Raw genomic sequence first — 18,607 nt, forward strand, 5'->3', positions numbered from 1 at the left:
CTCAGCGAGCAAGGCCGTCCATCAGGATGCCTTCGCGCGCAGTGGTGCCGTCCACGCTCAATCTCGCCGCTTCGCTCCCGCGCTCCAGCGGCAGCACGGCGAGGCTGACATGCCGCCCGCCATGGGTGGCAGCGGCCGCAATGCGACCCAATACGGTAGTGATGCCGTCTGCGGCAGTGCTGGTCACGTCACTGCCAGGTGCGGTCGCAGCAGTGGCCTCCAGCAGCGCCAATCCACGCTTTGCCTTGCCGAGAAAGTGCGTGCGCGCGACGATCTCCTGGCCCGGGTAGCAGCCCTTCTTGACGCTGAACCCGGACAAGCGCTCCAGCGACAGCTGTTGCGGCGTCCATTGTTCTGCCTGTGATTCCGGCAGCCGTGGCAAGCCGTGCTCGAGATCGGCCAGTCGCCAGCGGGCAGCCCCGTCAGGGTTTGCGGACGCGCCGCCGGCAGCCGATGCCACGGCGTCAATGCGCAAACGGCGCGGGCCGCCTTCGGCGCCCATGTCGAACTCGACCGAGCCATCGGCAGCAACATCGGCCAGGTTCCCGCTCGCCGCTTTTGCCGCTGAAAAACATCCGCTGACCTGCAAATCGTCGCGCACGCTGATCGTGACCTTGCTGCGGAACAGGAACCCGCGCAAACGCTCGGCCAGCGTTTCGGGGTCGGCATCGGGCAGCAACAGCCACACACTCTCTTCGTCCAGCTTGAGCAATGCGAACAGCGCAATCACGCGACCCTTCGGCGTCAGCCAGCCGTTCCATTGCCATTGCCCGACCGCCAGCGCATCAAGGTCATTCATGAATTGGGCCTGTGCAAACCCGATGGCATCCCGTCCCTGGAGCATGACCACGCGGTGCCCGGACAACGTGAAGCAGGCGTCATCGCCGTATTGCGACTTGTCAGACAAGGGACCGAGTCCTAAGATTGGGGTCTGTGATGATAGGCCAAACCACCTCCGAGACCGATTCCGAGGCGTCGCCCGGGACACCCGCACCGCGGACCCCCGAGACGACAGCTACGCCATTGGCACCGGTCGAACACGGCGGTCGCAGCGGACCCGACCCCACCCGCTATGGTGACTGGGAGAAGAACGGCCGCTGTATCGATTTTTGATCATCACCGTAACGAGTTCTGCTCCACCATCATTTGAGTCTTCGGGCGTGCCCGAAGGCCTGAAATTCCTGCCACGCGGCCACGCCGCCCAGCCCAGAGAGCGCCGTTGCCATGGCCAGCCGCCCACGCCCGATATCACCGCACATCCAGGTCTACAGCTGGCAAGTCCAGATGGTGACCTCGATCCTGCACCGCGCCACCGGCATCGTATTGGCGCTGGGCAGCCTGCTGTTCGCCTGGGGGCTGGTGGCCATCGCCGCCGGTCCGGCGCAATGGGCTGATTTCAGTGCCTGCGCACGATCCGGCCTCGGATTCGTCGTGTTGTTCGGCTGGAGCTGGGCCTTGTCCTATCACCTGGTCAACGGCATCCGGCATCTGCTTCAGGACGCCGGGTGGGGATTCCAGATCAGCACTTTCATCCGTAACAGCTGGACCACCATCATCGTCAGCCTGGTGCTGACGGCGTTGATCTGGTTCGCAGCGATGCAGCAGTGGGGTGGCGCATGAGTAACAGCAATCCGCAGGTGGACCTGCGCAACCCGCTCAAGCGTGCCCGCGGTTGGGGCTCGGCAAAAAGCGGGACCCACCATTTCATCATCCAGCGGATCACAGCGGTCGCCTTGATCTTCCTGTCGATCTGGGCGGTTGTGCTGTTGCTGTCATTGATCGGTGGTGACTACACCAGCGTTCGTGCGGCCGTCGCCGATCCGGTCAACGCCGTGCTGCTTGCTTCCTTCCTGATCGCCTCGTTCTGGCACGCCAAATTGGGCATGCAGGTCGTCATCGAGGATTACGTACACACGCCGTGGATTGCGGTCACCCTGCAACTGACGGTCATCTTCATATGCGTCCTCGCGGCACTAGCCAGCGTGTTCGCTGTCATTCGCATCACGCTCGGGGGCTGACGTGCCGGCTTACAAGATCCAGGAACACAAGTTCGACATGATCGTGGTGGGTGCCGGTGGCGCCGGACTGCGCGCGACCTTCGGTTTGGCCCAGAAGGGCCTGAAGACCGCCTGCATCACCAAGGTTTTCCCGACCCGCTCGCATACCGTGGCCGCCCAGGGCGGCATTGCCGCGGCGCTGGGCAACATGGGCGAAGACGACTGGCGGTACCACTTCTACGACACCGTCAAAGGGTCGGATTGGCTGGGTGACCAGGACGCGATCGAGTACATGTGCCGCGAGGCGATTCCGGCGGTCGTGGAGCTGGAGCACCAGGGCGTGCCGTTCTCGCGCACTGCCGAGGGCAAGATCTACCAACGTCCGTTTGGCGGCATGACCACCAAATACGGTGAAGGCCCCGCCGCCCAGCGCACCTGCGCCGCCGCCGACCGCACCGGCCACGCGATCCTGCACACGCTGTACCAGCAATCGCTGGCCCATCACGCCGAATTCTTCATCGAGTACTTCGCGCTTGATCTGATCATGGATGCCGATGGCACCTGTCGCGGCGTGCTTGCGCTCGACATGGCGGAAGGCACGCTGCACCTGTTCCGCGGTCAGGGCACGGTGCTGGCCACTGGTGGCTACGGCCGCGCGTATTTTTCGGCAACCTCGGCCCATACCTGCACCGGCGACGGTGGCGGCATGGCGTTGCGTGCCGGTCTGGGCTTGCAGGACATGGAGTTCGTGCAGTTCCATCCGACCGGTATCTACGGCGCCGGCTGCCTGATCACCGAGGGCGTCCGGGGCGAGGGCGGGATCCTGCGCAATGCCACCGGCGAGCGCTTCATGGAGCGCTACGCACCCACCGCCAAGGACCTGGCCTCGCGTGACGTGGTCAGCCGTGCGATGACGATGGAGATCCGCGGCGGGCGCGGGGTCGGCGAGCACAAGGATCACCTGCTGCTCGATCTGACCCACCTTGGGCCGGAAGTGATCCACGAGAAGCTGCCGGGCATCGCAGAGTCGGCGCGCATCTTCGCCAACGTCGATGTCGAGAAACAGCCGATCCCGGTGATCCCGACTGTCCACTACAACATGGGCGGCGTACCGACCAACTATCGCGGGCAGGTCGTCCAGTTGAAGGATGGCGATCCCGATTCGGTCGTTCCCGGGCTGTACGCCATTGGCGAAGCGGGTTGCGTGTCGGTTCACGGCGCAAACCGCCTGGGTTCCAATTCGCTGCTCGACCTGGTGGTATTTGGTCGCGCCGTGGCCAACCACTGCGCCGAGACCATTACTCCCGGGGCAAGTCATGCAGACCTGCCTGGCGATGCCTGCGAAGCACCGTTGGCGCGTCTGGACAAGCTGCGCAATGCCAACGGCGGCACCCCGACCGCGATTATCCGCGACCAGATGCAGCGCGCGATGCAGGCCGATGCCGCGGTGTTCCGCACCGAAGAGACCCTGGCCGAGGGCGTCCAGCGCATTCGCGAGATCCGGGCCTCTTTCGACGACGTCAAGGTCAGCGACCGTTCGCTGGTCTGGAATTCAGACCTGGTGGAGACGTTCGAATTGGCCAACCTGCTGGACCAGGCGCTGGCAACGATCGTGTGTGCCGAGAACCGCACCGAATCGCGCGGTGGTCATGCACGTGACGACTTCCCCGAGCGTGACGACGTCAACTGGCACAAGCATTCGTTGTGCTGGGTCGATGAAAACGGCAATACCAAGATCGATTACCGCCCCGTGCACATGTACACGCTGACCGACGATGTGGAAGTGGTTCCACCGGCCAAGCGCGTGTATTGATTGACGCCGTCGCCGCAAGGCAAGACGTCAAACGTTCGAGGTGGTCTGGTTTTCCCCGGCGCCCGCTCCTTGTGGAACGGGTCGCCCCTGATACGGAACTGGTGCAGCAATGGCCGAATTCGCGCTTCCAAAAAACTCCCAGATTCAAAAGGGCCGGCATTTCGATTCGCCGGGCGCGAAACAACCGCGCACGTTCCGGGTTTACCGCTGGAACCCCGATGACGGCTTGAATCCGCGCCTGGACACCTACGAGGTGGACATGGCGACGTGCGGGCCGATGGTTCTGGACGCGCTGATCAAGATCAAGAACGAGATCGATCCGACCCTGACCTTCCGCCGCTCATGCCGCGAGGGCATTTGCGGTTCGTGCGCGATGAACATCGACGGCACCAATACGCTGGCCTGCACCAGGGCAATCGAGGATTGCAGCAGCGGTGACGTGCCGATCTATCCGTTGCCAGCGATGGAGGTGGTCAAGGACCTGGTTCCCGACCTGACCCACTTCTACGCGCAGTACGCCTCGATCAAACCGTGGATCCGTACCGAGAGCCCGGCACCGAGCGACCGTGAGCGCCTGCAGTCGCCAGAGGATCGCAAGAAGCTGGACGGTCTGTACGAGTGCATCCTGTGTGGTTGCTGCACCGCCGGTTGCCCGAGTCACTGGTGGAACGGCGACCGCTACCTCGGCCCCGCCGTCCTGCTGCAGGCGTATCGCTGGATCGTGGATAGCCGCGACGAAGATACCGGTAGCCGGTTGGATGACCTGGAAGACCCGTTCAAGCTGTACCGCTGCCACACCATCTTGAACTGCACCCGCACGTGCCCGAAGGGATTGAACCCGGCCAAGGCCATTGCCGAAATCAAGAAGCTGATGGTCGCGCGTAGCGCCTGAGTAGATCACGTCACGATCCGGTTGATGCTCACGATTCAGTAAATGCAATGGGCGCGCTTTCCAGGCGCGCCCTTTTTTTTTGGGAGAGCCTGTCCATGAGCGATGCCGATGATCTGGAACTGCGCCGCCTGCGCTGGAAGTGCCGCCGTGGCATGCGTGAGCTCGACCAGCTGCTGGGGCGTTACCTGGACCGGGAATGGCGACAGGCATCCGAAGCCGAGCGCGGCGTTTTCCTACGGCTGCTGGACAGCGAAGACGATAAGCTCTGGCACTGGTTCATGGGCCAGGAGACCCCCGCCGATGACGAGTTGTCCGCCCTGGTCCAACGCATCGGCAACCTGCCGGCTTGAGTGGCGCCCGTCGCATTGGTTGTCGGGGTTGCTGGTGATGCTCGGGGTATTTGCCGCGCTTTCGGTGGTCGTCTCCGACCTGACACCCGTGGCCGCCTGGCCATGTGCGGTTCTGGTGGTGCTCTGGGCCGGCTGGGTGGCCCGACGGGAAGCGAGCAGGCAGGCCATCGACTTGCAGATCCGTGATGGTGTCGTCCGCGTGGATGGCAGCGTGGTGACGCAGTTCCAACTGCAGTGGCGAGCGGCGCTGGTGTTTGCGCGCTGGCGCGACAGCGACAATCGCCAGCGGCGGGTGGTCTGGTGGCCTGACACGCTTGGCCCGGCCGGTCGTCGTGAACTGCGGCTGGCTGCGCCGGTCGAAACTGCTGCGCAACCCCCACGCTCAATGGCACCATAGCCCCCTATGTTCAAACCCATTCCTGTTGCCATCGGCCTGCGGTACCTGCGCGCCAAACGCCGCAATGGTTTTATCTCCTTTATTTCCATGGCCTCCATCCTCGGCATCGCGCTGGGCGTGGCGGCGCTGATCACCACCTTGGCGGTGATGACCGGTTTCCAGAAGGAAATCCGCGACCGCATGCTGCAGATGGCCGCGCACGCCACCGTCAGTGCCTATGGCGATCCCCTCACGGACTGGCAACAGGCGGTGGACATGGCGCTGGCCGATCCGCGGGTGGCCGGGGCGGCGCCTTACGTGGAGAAGGAGGCCTTGCTCAACGGACCGCGCCAGCAACCGGCATTGGTGCGCGGCGTGGTACCGGCTGACGAACGTACGGTGTCGGTGTTGGGCGAGAAGATGGTCGAGGGGGAACTGGAATCGCTGGTTCCGGGCAGTTTCAACATCATCCTGGGACGGGAACTGGCGGCCTGGCTCGGCGTTGGCGTCGGCGACAGCGTGGTGATGACCATCGCCGAGTTCAACAGCACCCCGGTGGGGGCGATGCCGCGGGTCAAGCGCTTCACCGTCAGCGGAGTGTTCGAGGTCGGCTACAACGAGTATGACCGCGGCATGGCATTCACCAACATGGCGGACATGCAACGGCTGATGCGGATGCAGGAGGGCGTGACCGGCGTGCGCCTGCGATTGCATGACATGAACCTGGCCTGGGATGTCGCCCGCGACCTCGCCGTGAAGCTGGGCGGCTACCAAGTCAGTGACTGGACCACCGACAACGCCAACATGTTCAGGGCATTGAAGATGGAAAAGACCCTGATGGCGATCCTGCTGTCGTTGATCATCGCCATGGGCGCGTTCAACCTGGTGTCCTCGCAGGTGATGCTGGTCACCGACAAGCAGGCCGATATCGCCATCCTGCGGACCCTGGGTCTGTCGCCGCGTGGGGTGATGCAGGTGTTCATGGTCCAGGGCAGCCTGATCGGAATCATCGGTACCGTGATCGGCGTGATCGGCGGGATCGTGCTGACCTTGAGCCTGGAGGACATCCTGTTCGCGATCGAGCGCGTGTTCGGGGTCACCTTGCTGCCCGAGGACGTCTACTACATCACCGGGCTGCCCACCGAGATGAAGCCAAGCGACGTGATGGCGATTACGGCGGTCGCCTTGGTGATGGCGTTCCTGGCCACGATCTACCCGGCCTGGCGCGCCGCGCGTACGCCACCGGCGGAGGCTTTGCGTTATGAGTGAACCGATCATCAGCAAGCCCGTCACTGGCGAGACGATGGCCGGCGAGCCGGCGCCCGGGTCGCGCGCCGGCCTGGTCCTGGGATGCACCAACCTGGGCATGGTGTACGCCGAGGGCAAGATGCGCACGCCGGTGTTCGACGGGTTGCGACTGGACGTACACGAGGGCGAGACCGTTGCCATCGTCGGTGCTTCCGGAGCCGGCAAGAGCACGTTGCTGCACTTGCTCGGTGGCCTGGATACGCCGTCCACCGGCGAAGTGTTCGTTGGTGGACAGAAGATGAGCACACTGTCGGATACGGCCCGCGGCCAGTTGCGAAACCGCGCATTGGGTTTTGTCTACCAGTTCCACCATTTGCTGCCCGAGTTCACGGCGATGGAAAACGTGATGTTGCCGGTACTGCTGGGCGGCGCCCGGATCCCGGACGCCGAGCAACGGGCGCAAGCGCTGCTGGAGGCCGTCGGCCTGGGGCACCGGCTCCAGCACAAGCCCGGGGAGCTTTCCGGTGGTGAGCGTCAGCGTGCCGCGGTGGCGCGCGCGCTGGTCAACCAGCCGGCCTGCGTGTTGGGCGACGAGCCCACTGGCAACCTGGACGAAAAGACGGCCGGGGTTGTCTTCGATCAGATGCTGGAGTTGAACCGGGAACACCGCACCAGTCTGGTGGTAGTCACCCACGATCGCCGCCTGGCGCGACGGCTGGACCGGGTGCTGGAATTGCATCAGGGCAGGCTGCGCGAGCTGGCGACGCGGGATATTTGATTCGGGCCGTACTCGACTGAAGGGATGAACCATGAGCGATGCGGCAAGGATGCCGCCGTCCACGCCATCGGAAGACAGCCTCCCCGGCGGGACGGAACAGGGCAGAACGGGGCGGCCAGCAAGCCCCGTGTGGCTGGCTCCATTCGGGATCGCGAGCGCCGCAGCGCTGCTGGCCGGCGTGTCGATGTGCTTGTGGCTACCCCGGTTGCCGCCGTTCTGGCTGCTGGTCTCGATCGCACCCCTGGCCGTTTTGCTCTGGTGGCGCGGGCGCGCCGTGCGCTGGATTGGCCCCTTGCTGCTTGGTTTCGCGCTGGCCGGGCTGCATGCGGGGTACGCGCTGTCGATCCAGCTGCCGGTGGCCTGGGAACAGCGTGAAGTCACTGTTGCCGGTCGTGTCGTCGAGCTTCCCGAGCACCACGCGCGCCGAACCAGCTTCCGGTTTCGCGTCGTCGATGAGTTGGTGCAACCGGAACCGCTGCGTGGTCGCTTGCTGCGCTTGTCCTGGTACGACGATTTCGATGGCAGCGCGACCGGTCGTGACCGCCTGCGGGCGGGGCAACGATGGCAGCTGACCGTCCGCGTGCGGGCGCCGCGAGGCTTGCGCAATCCTGGCGGGTTCGACAGTGAAAAGCACGCACTGGCCGACCGGCTGACGGCGACGGGGTATGTCCGTGCCCCCGAGTCGACCCGGCTGATGCGTCCGGCGCAAGGGCTGAACGCGTGGCGCGAGCGCATGTCGGAGCAGATCGCGACCGCCATACCCACGTCGACGTCGCGGTTTATCCGTGCGTTGGCACTGGGCGACACCCGAGGCCTGGACGATGCCGACTGGCAGGTCCTGCGAGCCAATGGCCTGACCCATCTGGTCGCCATTTCGGGTTTCCATGTCGGACTGGTGGCCGGCTTTTTTGCGTTGGCCATTGCGGGCCTCTGGTGGCTATGGCCGCGGCTGGGTCGCCGTTGTCCGCGTCCCGTGGCCGCTGCCATTGCCGGCCTGGCCGGCGCCATGGTGTATGCCGCGGTTGCCGGTTTTGCGCTGCCGACCGTCCGCACGGTGTTGATGATCGCGGTCGTGGCAGGGGTCCGGGGCCTGCGGCGCAGCTCCAGTGCGTTCGATACCTTGGCGCTTGCGGTGGTGGTGGTACTACTGGTCGATCCGCTGGCGGTGCTGGGTGCCGGTTTCTGGCTCAGTTTCTTTGGCGTGGCCTGGCTGCTCTGGTGCCTTCCGCATGCCGGGCGCCAACCGCTCCGGGACCTGGTTTCCGCCCAGGGCGTCGCGACCCTGGGCCTGTTGCCGCTGACGGCCGTGTTGTTTGGCCAGGCCTCACTGGTGGGACCATTGGCGAACCTGATCGCGGTGCCGTGGTGGAGTCTGGTGGTGGTGCCACTGGCGCTGATCGGGACCGGGCTTGAGTTCCTGCATGCCGGGTGGGGCAGTTGGCCCTGGCAAGCGGCGTCCTGGTGTTTCGAGCTCAGTTGGCCGCTGTTTGACTACCTGGCCAGCAGCGAGCTGGCCCTGTGGTGGTTGCGCGAATCGCGGTGGTTTGCATTGCCGCTGGCCATGTTCGGCGCGTTCTGGCTGTTGCTTCCACGCGGCTTGCCGGGACGGTGGCTGGCAATGTTGTTGTGGTTGCCCCTGCTATGGCCGGCCCGTAACCTGCCCGCAGCCGGTGAGGCCGAGCTGCGGGTGCTGGATGTCGGCCAGGGCTTGTCGATCCTCGTTCGCACCACCAATCACAGCCTGCTGTACGACATGGGGCCTGCCAGCCCGGATGGCTATGACACCGGAGAGCGCGTGGTGCTGCCTGCGCTGTACGCCCTAGGGGTGCGCCGGCTCGATCGCGCGGTCGCCAGCCACGCCGATAACGACCATGCCGGGGGCCTCGGTGCCGTCAGGCGCACCGTCGCGGTGCCGGTAGTCAACTCGCCGCAGGGTTCGGGGTTGGTTGATACCCGCCCCTGCGTGGCGGGGGAGACGTGGCAATGGGACCGGGTCGAGTTCCGCTTCCTGCATCCACCGCGCCACTTTCCCTACCTGGGTAACGAGGCCAGTTGCGTGCTGCGGATCGACACCGAACACGGCAGCGCATTGCTGACCGGGGACATCAGTGCGGTGGTCGAGCGCGAGCTGGTACGCCGAAGCCATCTGGACGAGGCGGCCGGCTTACGCGCGCAGGTGGTCGTGGTCGCCCATCACGGCAGCTCCAGTGCCTCCGATCCCGCGTTCATTGCCGCCACCGGTGCGGGGCATGCGCTGGTTTCCAGTGGGTACGGCAACCGGTTTGGTCACCCCAAGCCCGAAATACTCGCCCGCTGGCACGCCAGCGGCGCACAAACGCTGGATACCAGCGCAAGCGGCGCCCTGCGCGTGCGGTTCCAGCCCGGTGGGCCAAGCGTGGAAACAAGACGGCGCGCACACCCACGGGTCTGGGATGCGGCTCGCCGCGCGAGCGAATCGTCGGGCGGGGCGGCCGCTGGGCTATCCTATCGACCGGATTGAATCGGCCCCGGGCCGGAGGTTAGCGAGTGCTGGAACTGGTCAAGGCCGGGGGATGGCCGATGATTCCATTGTTGCTGCTGTCGGCGCTGGCGCTGGCATTGATCGTCGAGCGGGCGTGGGCACTGCGGCGCAGCGAGGTCTTGCCGCCGGGACTGGGCAAGGAAGTTCGCAGCTGGGCCCGTGGTGGCCAGCTGGATCCGACGCATATCGATTCGCTGCGGGCTACCTCGCCGCTGGGCGCGTTGCTCGCAGCGGCCCTGGACGTGCGTCAGCGCCCGCGTGAGCAGGTCCGCGAGCGTATCGAGGACGTGGGCCGCCATCTGGTCCACCGGATGGAGCGCTATCTCAACACCCTGGGTTCGATCGCGTCGGCGGGTCCATTGCTGGGCCTGTTTGGCACCGTTGTCGGCATGATCCAGCTGTTCCTCGGTATCCTCGACCATGGTATTGGCGATGTGAACCAGCTGGCGGGAGGGATCGGCAAGGCGCTGGTGTGTACCGCTGCCGGCATGATCGTCGCGATCCCGGCGTTGATGGCACACCGCTGGTTCCGGGGCCGCATCGCCGGCTATGTCGTGGACATGGAGCACGAAGCCATGCAGCTGCTCGACACGCTGGAGGAGACCGCCCGGGACGGGACTGCCCAGGCCGCGCCGGCTGCGCGCCAGCCGCGTGCCACGGCTGTGCCTTCGGACGCCTGACCGCTCATGCGTATCCGTGACCGCCACACCGGGGACGAGCCGGAAATCAGCCTGGTACCGCTGATCGACGTGATCCTGGTGATGATCATCTTCTTCGTCGTCACTGCCACCTTTGATGCGCGCTCGGTGATCCAGATCGAGCTGCCGCGCGCCACCGGCGAGCAAGTGGATGCGGTGCAGCCGCTGGTGGTGCTGGTCAATGCCGACGGCCGCTATTTCGTGGGTGACCGCGAAGTGCTGCGCACCGATATCGAGTCGCTCAAGGCGACCATCAGCGAGGTGGCGGGCAGCGACCGCGAGCGCCCGGTGATGTTGCGCGTCGATGCGCGCACCCCCTACCAGGCGGTGGTCACCGTGTACGACGCGCTGGGTGGCCTGGGTTTCAACCGGATCATGATCCCGACCGCGCCGCCGTCAGGCGCCGCAGCGCCCCCGGGTGGCGAGTCCGGCGCTTCGGCCACCGGAGCCTCGCAGTGACAACGCCGATCACCTCCTGGGCCACCTACCGGCGGTTGCTGGGCTTTGCCCGTCCGTATCGGGCGCTGCTGGGGCTTGCAGGGGTGGGGATGCTGCTGGAGGCGCTGGCAGGCGGCGCGTTCACCAAGCTCATGGAGCCGGTGATCAACGAGACTTTCATCACCAAGGACGCGGCGTTCAGCCTGGTATTGCCGTTGGCGATTGTCGGCCTGTTCCTGCTGCGCGGCGTCGCGGGCTACGTGGCCGACATCTACATGGCCAAATCCGGGCGTGGCATTTCCCGTGACTTGCGGGTGCAGGTACTGGGCAAGTATCTGCGCTTGCCTGGATTGCGCTTCGATACCGAGCCGGTGCCGTCGATGCTGGTTCGCCTGGGCTCGGACAGCGACCAGGTCGCGCAGGCGGCGGTCGACGCGATGAAGGTGATGATCCAGCAGGCGCTGCAGGTGCTGGTGGGCATCGGCGTGATGCTGTGGACCAGTTGGCAGGTAACCATTGCGATCGTGCTGCTGGCGCCGCCACTGGCCTGGGTCATGAACACGGTGGGCAAGCGCTATCGCCGGATCAGCCACAAGATCCAGGAGAGTGGGTCGCAGCTGATGCAGTCGGCCGACCAGGCGTTGTCCAGCCACCAGGAAGTCAAGATCTACGGCGCCCAGGGTGTCGAGATGCAGCGCTACTCCGCGCAGGCGGACCATCACCTGAAGCTCAGCCTCAAGGTCGAGTCGACCCGCAGCATCTCGTCCGCGCTGGTGCAGTTGATGGGCGCGATCGGGCTGGCGCTGCTGCTGTTTTTTGCCGGCCGTGAAGCCGCCGCCGGTCGCCTCGGCGCGGGCGGGTTCGTGGTGTTGATGATGGCGATGATGGCGATCATCCCCGCGCTCAAGCAGCTGACCAATGTGCAGGGCATGCTGCAGCGTGGCGTGGCCTCGGCCGAGCGACTGTTCCACATCCTGGATGCCCCCGACGAGCACGACACCGGCCGCTTGCCGCTGGAGCGCGCGCGCGGCGAGATCGAGTTTCGCGACGTAAGTGCGCGCTACCCGGACCAGGGCCAGGCGGCACTCAGCAACGTCAGTTTCAGTGCCAAGCCCGGGACCGTCACCGCCATTGTTGGCCGCTCCGGCAGTGGCAAGTCGACCCTGATCAAGCTTATCCCGCGTTTCTACGAGATCGAGTCGGGACAGATCCTGCTCGATGGCCAGCCGCTGCGCGACTATCGACTGGCCGACCTGCGCAAGCAGATCGCCCTGGTGGGCCAGCAGGTCATGCTGTTTGACGGCAGCATCGCGGCCAACGTCGCCTATGGCGAGATGGAGCAGGCCACGCCGGAGGACCTGGACCGTGCGATCCAGGGTGCCAACGCCACCGAGTTCGTCGAGCGTTTGCCGGAAGGGGTGGACGCCGGTATCGGCAGCAAGGGCGGCCGCCTGTCCGGTGGCCAACGCCAGCGGTTGGCCATTGCCCGGGCGATGTTGAAAGACGCGCCGATCCTGATCCTGGACGAGGCCACCGCCGCGCTCGACACCGAATCGGAGCGGCTGGTGCAGGATGCGCTGGAACGCCTGATGCCAGACCGCACCACGCTCGTCATCGCGCATCGACTGTCGACCATCGAACATGCCGACCAGGTACTCGTGCTCGATGAAGGTCGCATCGTCGAGCGCGGTACCCACGCCAGCTTGATGGCCCTGGACGGGCTGTACGCTCACCTGCACCGCATGCAATTTCGCGAGGCCTCATGAACGCAGGACCCGGTGGTCGCCGCGAGCACCAGCCACCCCATTGGTACGGCAACGCGCCGGTGCCGTTGTATACACGGCTGCTGGCGGCGGTCTATGCCGCAGTCAGTGGTATCCGGCGCTGGCTCTATCGCGTCGGCGTGCTCCGTACCCGCCATCCGGGCATCCCGGTGGTGGTGGTCGGCAACATTACCGCTGGCGGTGCCGGCAAGACCCCGCTGACCATCGCGCTGGCTGAACGGCTGCGCCGCGAAGGCTGGAATCCGGGTGTTGCCAGCCGGGGTTACGGCCGCGCCGATGCGGGCAACCCGGTGTGGGTCCAGGCCGATACCGAGCCCGCCGTCGGCGGCGACGAGCCGGTGCTGATCGTCCGTCGCACCGGGGTCAAGCTGCGTGCCGACCGTGACCGTGCTGCGGCGGCGAAGGCATTGGCGAAGGCCGGTTGCGACATTGTCATCTGCGATGACGGTCTGCAGCACTACGGACTTGAACGCGACGTCGAGATCGAAGTGGTCGACGGCCGCCGCCGTTATGGCAACGGTCGGCTGCTGCCCGCCGGACCGTTGCGCGAGTTGCCCGAGCGCGGAGCGCAGTGCGACTTCCGGGTCATCAACATTGCCAATGCGCCAGCGGGCAGCAACAGCAGCGGAACCGGTTTTGGCGAATGGCCGATGCGCCTGGTTGCCGACAGTGCCGTGCCGGTATTGGGTGGCCGGTCAAGACCGTTGGAGTCGTTTCGCGGTCACCGGGTCCATGCGGTTGCCGGGATCGGCAACCCGGAGCGGTTCTTCTCGATGTTGCGCAGCCTGGAGATCGCGGTGGTGCCGCATGCCTTTGCCGACCACCATCGCTATCGTGCGTCCGACTTCGAGTTTGGCAGCCCGCTGCCGGTGCTGATGACCGAGAAGGACGCCGTCAAGTGCGCCCGGTTCGCAACCGAAGCGTTTCATAGCGTGGCCGTCACCGCCGAGCTTCCGGAAGCCTTCTGGGTCTCATTGCTGGACAAATTGGCACAGGTCCGGCAACGATGACTGCAGCCTTGGACTTCGTGGTGGCGATCCCGGCGCGTCACGCCGCCAGTCGCCTGCCGGGCAAACCGCTGAGACTGCTTGGCGGGGAGCCGCTGGTGTTGCATGTGGTCCGGCGCGCCCTGGCAGCTGGCGCGCGCGAGGTGTGGGTGGCGGCCGACGACGAACGCATCGCAGCGGCGTTGGCGAATGCCGGCGTACGCGTGGCAATGACCTCCGCCACGCATGCTTCCGGTACCGATCGACTGGCCGAGTGCGCGCGAATCGCCGGCTGGAGCGATGACACCATCGTGGTCAACCTGCAGGGCGACGAACCTTTCGCACCGGCTGCGGGGATTCGTGCGGTGGCGGCATTGTTGCGCGACAGCGGCGCCGCGATGACAACCCTGGCCGCGCCGGTGACCGAGGTGGGCACGCTGTTGGACCCCAATGCGGTCAAGTTGGTGCGTGCCGACAACGGCGACGCGCTGTACTTCAGCCGTGCGCCGATCCCGTGGCCGCGCGATGCCTTCTCGCGCGACCCGTCCCGTATGCCGGAAGGCCAATCCTGGCTGCGGCACATCGGCATCTACGGATATACGGCGGGGTTCCTGCAGCGTTTCGCGGCGATGTCCCAGGGCCGGCTCGAGCAGGTTGAATCATTGGAGCAACTGCGCGTGCTGGAGGCCGGTTATCGGATCGCGGTCGGGTTGACTCCCGATCCGTTCCCGCCCGGCGTGGACACCGCCGAAGACCTGGTCCGCGCGGAAAAATGGCTTGCCGGAAACGGCTGAGCCGTCGCGTTAGCTGGCGGCCTCAACCGAGCGTCGCCATCCAGCCAATGACGTGCAGCAGGCCAAACAGCAACCCACCAATCAGCGCGCCAATCGCGGTGCCGTTGTAGCGGATGTACTGCAGGTCGCTGCCAACGCTCAACTCCAGCTCGCGGACCAGCTCGCGGGTGTCCCAGCGCGCGACCCGCTCGACGATGAAGTCGCGGATGCTGCCTCGATACTTCTCGATCATCGGCTCGACGGTGGCCATCACCCATTGGTTGACCCACGCCTGCATCGCCGGATCGCCGCTGAGCTTCTCGCCGATCAGTTCCGCGCCCTGGGTCGCCTTCAAGGCAATCAATGAGTCATTGCGCTGCAGGTCCTTGCGCAGCCAGTCCAGGACTTCCGACCACATCTCCCGGATCTGGCGGGGCAGGGCGGGGTCATCGATCACCCGGTCACGCAGTTCTTCACACTTCCGGCGCAGCACGTCATCGGTCTTCAGGCGCTGGGTGAACCGGGTGACGTAATCATCGAAGCGCAGGCGCAGCTCGTGCCGGGGATCGTCCGCCATCTCGGTGAGCAGGTCGCTGACGCCGGCAACGACCTTGGCGGCAAGCTTGTCGGCTACCGCGTCGTCGAGGCGGGCCAGGCGCAATACCGACCATAGCTGCGGCGTGATCTTGCTGGCGACCAGGTCCTGGGTGTCCGGGTCTGCCAGCACCTCGCCGACGTCGCGCAGCAGGTTGTCCAGCAGCATCTGGTGGCGGCGGTCGTGGGTGAGCACCTCGAGCACCTGGCTGCCCAACGCGGCAACATCAAGCCGGCCCAATTGCTCGCGCGCCAGGCCATGCAGGAAGCGGTGCAGGCGATCGCTGTCCAGCAGTTGCACCAGATGCGGTGCCAGGGTCACCACGAACCCACCCACCTTGCTGGCGTGGACCGGGTCGGACAGGGCGGCAGCGAGTCGCCGGCCCGGATCGAACTGGCGCACCTTCGCCAGCACTTCCTGGTTGTCGAGGAAATGGTCGCAGATGAAGTTGGCCAGCGCACGCCCCAGCGCATCTTTCTTGTTCGGGATGATCGCGGTGTGCGGGATCCAGCGCTGTCCCAGCGGATGGCCGAACAACGCCACCACCGCGAACCAGTCGGCCAGCCCGCCGATCATCGCCGCCTCCGCCATTGCCACCAGCAGCTCGAATGCCCAGTGCGGGTGGCTCATCCGCAGCCAGCTGCCGGCCACGAACACCAGCGCCGCAATCACCAGCATGGTCACGGCAGTGCGTTTGCGCCGCCTCAACGCGGCCGCGCGGTCGGGACGCAGGCCGTCATTGATCGTGTCGTGGTCGGGTTCAGCGCTCATCTGGGGCAGAATAATCGGTCGGCATCGAGGGTCAATGATCCGGGAAGACTTGCGGTGACGCATAATTTGCCCCATCCATGGAGTTGATGTGCGTATTTCCTGCCCGGTGTCGTCATGACTGACCTGCTGCCGGTATTCGACGGCAAGGCGTTCGCCAAGGCCCTCAGTACCGCACCGGGCGTGTACCGGATGATCGCTGCCGACGACAAGATTCTTTACGTCGGCAAGGCCAGCGCGCTGCGCAACCGGGTCTCCAGCTACTTCAACGCGACGCCCAAGTCGACGCGGATCATGACCATGCTCGCGCAAACCGTGCGCATGGAGGTCACCGTTACCCGTACCGAGACGGAAGCGCTGATCCTCGAGAACGAACTGATCAAGTCGCTCAAGCCACGCTATAACGTGTTGCTGCGCGACGACAAGAGCTATCCCTACGTGTTGCTGACCCATGGCGAGTGGCCTCGGATCGGGATGCACCGGGGGCCGAGGTCAGTGCCGGGGCGCTATTTCGGACCTTATGCCAGCGTGGGTGCGGTACGCGACACGCTCAACCTGATCCACAAGCTGTTCAAGTTGCGCAGCTGCGAGGACAGTGTCTTCTGCAGCCGGACGCGGCCCTGCCTGCAGTATCAGATCGGCCGCTGCAGTGGTCCCTGTGTCGGCCTGGTCGAGCCCGATGCGTACGCAGAGAACGTCCGCCGCGCGGTGTTGATGCTGGAAGGTCGCAGTGACGAGTTGACCAACGAGATAGGCGCACAGATGGAAGCGGCCAGTGCGCGCCTGGATTTCGAGCAGGCCGCCCGCCTGCGCGATCTGGTGACCTCGATCCGCACCCTGCAGGCGCGCCAGTACGTGGATGGCCGCGCCGCCGACCTGGACGTGCTGGCGGTTGCCATGCAGGGCAGTGCCGCCTGCGTCGTGCTGTTGGCGTTCCGCGACGGCAGGAATCTTGGGACCCGCTCCTTTTTCCCGCGCACCAACGGCAGCGAAAGCCCCGAGGAGGTGCTGGCGGCGTTCGTTTCGCAGTACTACGGCGAGCAGGTGCCGCCGGTGGAGATAGTGCTTGATCGCGACATCCCCGACCGTGAGTTGATCGAGCAGGCACTGTCCAACACCGGCGCGCACCGGGTGCAGCTGCGGTTCAACGTGCGTGGCGATCGCGCCGGCTACCTCGACATGGCCAGCCGCAATGCGCGGATCACCCTGGAGACCGAGCGCACCAGCCATGCCGCCCAGTTGGCTCGCGCGCAAGACCTGCAGAAAATGCTTGGCATGGACGAGCTGCCGGGACGGATCGAGTGTTTCGATATCAGCCACACCATGGGCGAGGCGACGGTGGCGTCCTGCGTGGTGTTCGATGCCGAAGGCCCGGTTCGCAGCCAGTACCGGCGCTACAACATCGCCGGTATCGAGCCGGGCGACGACTACGCGGCGATGCACCAGGCGCTGCACCGGAGGTTCAAACGGGCCATGGCGACCGACGACAAGCCCGCCGGTGTGCTGCCCGACGTCCTGCTGATCGACGGTGGCGCCGGACAAGTCGCCCAGGGCCGCGCCGTGCTTGATGAGCTCGGCATCACCGGAGTGGTGCTGGTGGGCGTTGCGAAGGGCCCGGCGCGACGTCCCGGCGACGAGGACCTGTTGCTGCCCGATGGTCGCAGCCTGCACCCTGGTGCGGGCTCGCCGGCGCTGCAACTGGTCCAGCAGGTCCGCGACGAGGCGCATCGGTTTGCCATTACCGGGCATCGCGGACGTCGCCAGAAGGCGCGCAATACCAGCCGGCTGGAGGATATTCCGGGGATCGGGCCGCGTCGACGCGGTAACCTGTTGCGACATTTCGGCGGGTTGGGCGGCTTGAAGGCCGCTGGCGTGGAAGAAATTTCACGCGTTGATGGCATTAATGAAGCGCTCGCCGAGCGCGTCTATGCGACCCTGCATGGACTGGAAGCCGGCGAAGCCGGATCGCGTACCAATGGCCCACGGAGTGACGGATGAAGTTGACGGTTCCCACCATGCTGACGCTGCTGCGGATCATGTTGATCCCGGTGCTGGTGATGGTTTTCTACCTGCCGTTCAAGTGGACCAGCGTCGCGGCCGCCGCGATCTTTGCCTTTGCCTCGCTTACCGACTGGGCGGATGGCTGGATTGCCCGTCGCTATAACCAGTTCTCCACGTTTGGCGAGTTCCTGGACCCGGTGGCCGACAAGTTGATGGTGGCTACTGCGTTGATGTTGACCGTGCAGAAGCACCCGACCGTCTGGATGGCGCTGTGGGCGGCGGTGATCATCGGGCGTGAGATCGCGGTCTCCGCGCTGCGCGAGTGGATGGCCGAGCTGGGGCAGCGGGCCAAGGTCAAGGTCGCTGCCATCGGCAAGATCAAGACCGTCGTGCAAATGGTCGCGCTGATCTTCCTTCTGTACCGGGTGCCGCTGTTCGGGATGCCCATCCACGCCATCGGCGAGTGGCTGTTGGCGGCGGCTGCGCTGCTGACACTGTGGTCCGCTTTTGCCTACCTGAGGGCAGCATGGCCTTCACTGAAGGAAGATGCGAACAGGTAGTTGACAGTTTGTTTGTTATGCCTAAAATG

19 protein-coding genes are annotated in these 18,607 nt (G+C 65.5%); 17 read left to right on the top strand and 2 right to left on the bottom strand.

The window, feature by feature from the left end; all coding sequences use genetic code 11:
- Position 1 precedes the first annotated feature (1 nt).
- Positions 2-844 (bottom strand): CAF17-like 4Fe-4S cluster assembly/insertion protein YgfZ, encoded by an 843-nt coding sequence (gene ygfZ, locus ACW7G1_RS08380; RefSeq protein WP_456979872.1) that lies wholly within the window; start codon positions 842-844, stop codon positions 2-4.
- A 92-nt stretch (positions 845-936) separates the two neighbouring features.
- On the opposite strand from ygfZ, the gene ACW7G1_RS08385 reads away from it, so the two are divergent.
- From ACW7G1_RS08385 to kdsB, 15 genes are all read left to right on the top strand, one after another.
- Positions 937-1,113, top strand: a complete 177-nt coding sequence (locus tag ACW7G1_RS08385; protein ID WP_456979301.1) for a DUF1674 domain-containing protein — start codon at positions 937-939, stop codon at positions 1,111-1,113.
- 111 nt (positions 1,114-1,224) lie between these two features.
- Complete coding sequence (gene sdhC, locus ACW7G1_RS08390) at positions 1,225-1,620, top strand: succinate dehydrogenase, cytochrome b556 subunit (RefSeq protein WP_456979302.1); 396 nt, start codon at positions 1,225-1,227, stop codon at positions 1,618-1,620.
- Entirely contained in the window at positions 1,617-2,018 is a 402-nt protein-coding gene (gene sdhD / locus ACW7G1_RS08395) for a succinate dehydrogenase, hydrophobic membrane anchor protein (protein WP_456979303.1), read from the top strand. The genes sdhC and sdhD overlap by 4 nt, the downstream gene beginning before the upstream one ends.
- Position 2,019: 1 nt before the next feature.
- Complete coding sequence (sdhA, locus tag ACW7G1_RS08400) at positions 2,020-3,810, top strand: succinate dehydrogenase flavoprotein subunit (RefSeq protein ID WP_456979304.1); 1,791 nt, start codon at positions 2,020-2,022, stop codon at positions 3,808-3,810.
- A 109-nt stretch (positions 3,811-3,919) separates the two neighbouring features.
- On the top strand, positions 3,920-4,702 hold the full coding sequence (locus ACW7G1_RS08405; RefSeq protein ID WP_456979305.1) for a succinate dehydrogenase iron-sulfur subunit: 783 nt from the start codon (positions 3,920-3,922) through the stop codon (positions 4,700-4,702).
- Positions 4,703-4,797: 95 nt separating this feature from the next.
- Entirely contained in the window at positions 4,798-5,052 is a 255-nt protein-coding gene (locus tag ACW7G1_RS08410) for an FAD assembly factor SdhE (RefSeq protein WP_456979306.1), read from the top strand.
- The gene (locus ACW7G1_RS08415) at positions 5,003-5,449 is read left to right on the top strand and encodes a hypothetical protein (protein WP_456979307.1); all 447 of its coding nucleotides are present in this window, start codon (positions 5,003-5,005) and stop codon (positions 5,447-5,449) included. The genes ACW7G1_RS08410 and ACW7G1_RS08415 overlap by 50 nt, the downstream gene beginning before the upstream one ends.
- 6 nt (positions 5,450-5,455) lie before the next feature.
- A complete protein-coding gene (locus ACW7G1_RS08420) occupies positions 5,456-6,697 on the top strand; it encodes a lipoprotein-releasing ABC transporter permease subunit (protein ID WP_456979308.1) in 1,242 nt (413 codons plus the stop codon).
- A 34-nt stretch (positions 6,698-6,731) separates the two neighbouring features.
- Positions 6,732-7,454: a lipoprotein-releasing ABC transporter ATP-binding protein LolD gene (gene lolD, locus ACW7G1_RS08425; protein ID WP_456979873.1), complete on the top strand. Its 723-nt coding sequence runs from the start codon at positions 6,732-6,734 to the stop codon at positions 7,452-7,454.
- A gap of 184 nt (positions 7,455-7,638) precedes the next feature.
- Positions 7,639-9,954: a DNA internalization-related competence protein ComEC/Rec2 gene (locus tag ACW7G1_RS08430; protein WP_456979874.1), complete on the top strand. Its 2,316-nt coding sequence runs from the start codon at positions 7,639-7,641 to the stop codon at positions 9,952-9,954.
- Positions 9,955-9,980: 26 nt separating this feature from the next.
- The gene (locus ACW7G1_RS08435; RefSeq protein WP_456979309.1) at positions 9,981-10,655 is read left to right on the top strand and encodes a MotA/TolQ/ExbB proton channel family protein; all 675 of its coding nucleotides are present in this window, start codon (positions 9,981-9,983) and stop codon (positions 10,653-10,655) included.
- A gap of 6 nt (positions 10,656-10,661) precedes the next feature.
- Positions 10,662-11,132 (top strand): ExbD/TolR family protein, encoded by a 471-nt coding sequence (locus tag ACW7G1_RS08440; RefSeq protein ID WP_456979310.1) that lies wholly within the window; start codon positions 10,662-10,664, stop codon positions 11,130-11,132.
- Positions 11,129-12,877 carry a lipid A export permease/ATP-binding protein MsbA gene (msbA, locus tag ACW7G1_RS08445; protein ID WP_456979311.1) on the top strand — a complete coding sequence of 583 codons (1,749 nt, stop codon included), beginning with the start codon at positions 11,129-11,131 and terminating at the stop codon, positions 12,875-12,877. The genes ACW7G1_RS08440 and msbA overlap by 4 nt, the downstream gene beginning before the upstream one ends.
- The gene (gene lpxK, locus ACW7G1_RS08450) at positions 12,874-13,905 is read left to right on the top strand and encodes a tetraacyldisaccharide 4'-kinase (RefSeq protein WP_456979312.1); all 1,032 of its coding nucleotides are present in this window, start codon (positions 12,874-12,876) and stop codon (positions 13,903-13,905) included. The genes msbA and lpxK overlap by 4 nt, the downstream gene beginning before the upstream one ends.
- On the top strand, positions 13,902-14,675 hold the full coding sequence (gene kdsB / locus ACW7G1_RS08455) for a 3-deoxy-manno-octulosonate cytidylyltransferase (RefSeq protein ID WP_456979313.1): 774 nt from the start codon (positions 13,902-13,904) through the stop codon (positions 14,673-14,675). The genes lpxK and kdsB overlap by 4 nt, the downstream gene beginning before the upstream one ends.
- 22 nt (positions 14,676-14,697) lie before the next feature.
- On the opposite strand, the gene ACW7G1_RS08460 is transcribed toward kdsB, so the two are convergent.
- Positions 14,698-16,020, bottom strand: a complete 1,323-nt coding sequence (locus ACW7G1_RS08460; RefSeq protein WP_456979314.1) for a DUF445 domain-containing protein — start codon at positions 16,018-16,020, stop codon at positions 14,698-14,700.
- A gap of 114 nt (positions 16,021-16,134) precedes the next feature.
- On the opposite strand from ACW7G1_RS08460, the gene uvrC reads away from it, so the two are divergent.
- Positions 16,135-18,015 (top strand): excinuclease ABC subunit UvrC, encoded by a 1,881-nt coding sequence (gene uvrC / locus ACW7G1_RS08465; protein ID WP_456979315.1) that lies wholly within the window; start codon positions 16,135-16,137, stop codon positions 18,013-18,015.
- On the top strand, positions 18,012-18,578 hold the full coding sequence (gene pgsA / locus ACW7G1_RS08470) for a CDP-diacylglycerol--glycerol-3-phosphate 3-phosphatidyltransferase (RefSeq protein WP_456979316.1): 567 nt from the start codon (positions 18,012-18,014) through the stop codon (positions 18,576-18,578). The genes uvrC and pgsA overlap by 4 nt, the downstream gene beginning before the upstream one ends.
- Positions 18,579-18,607: the final 29 nt, after the last annotated feature.

The sequence above is a fragment of the Lysobacter sp. A378 genome (assembly GCF_054052125.1).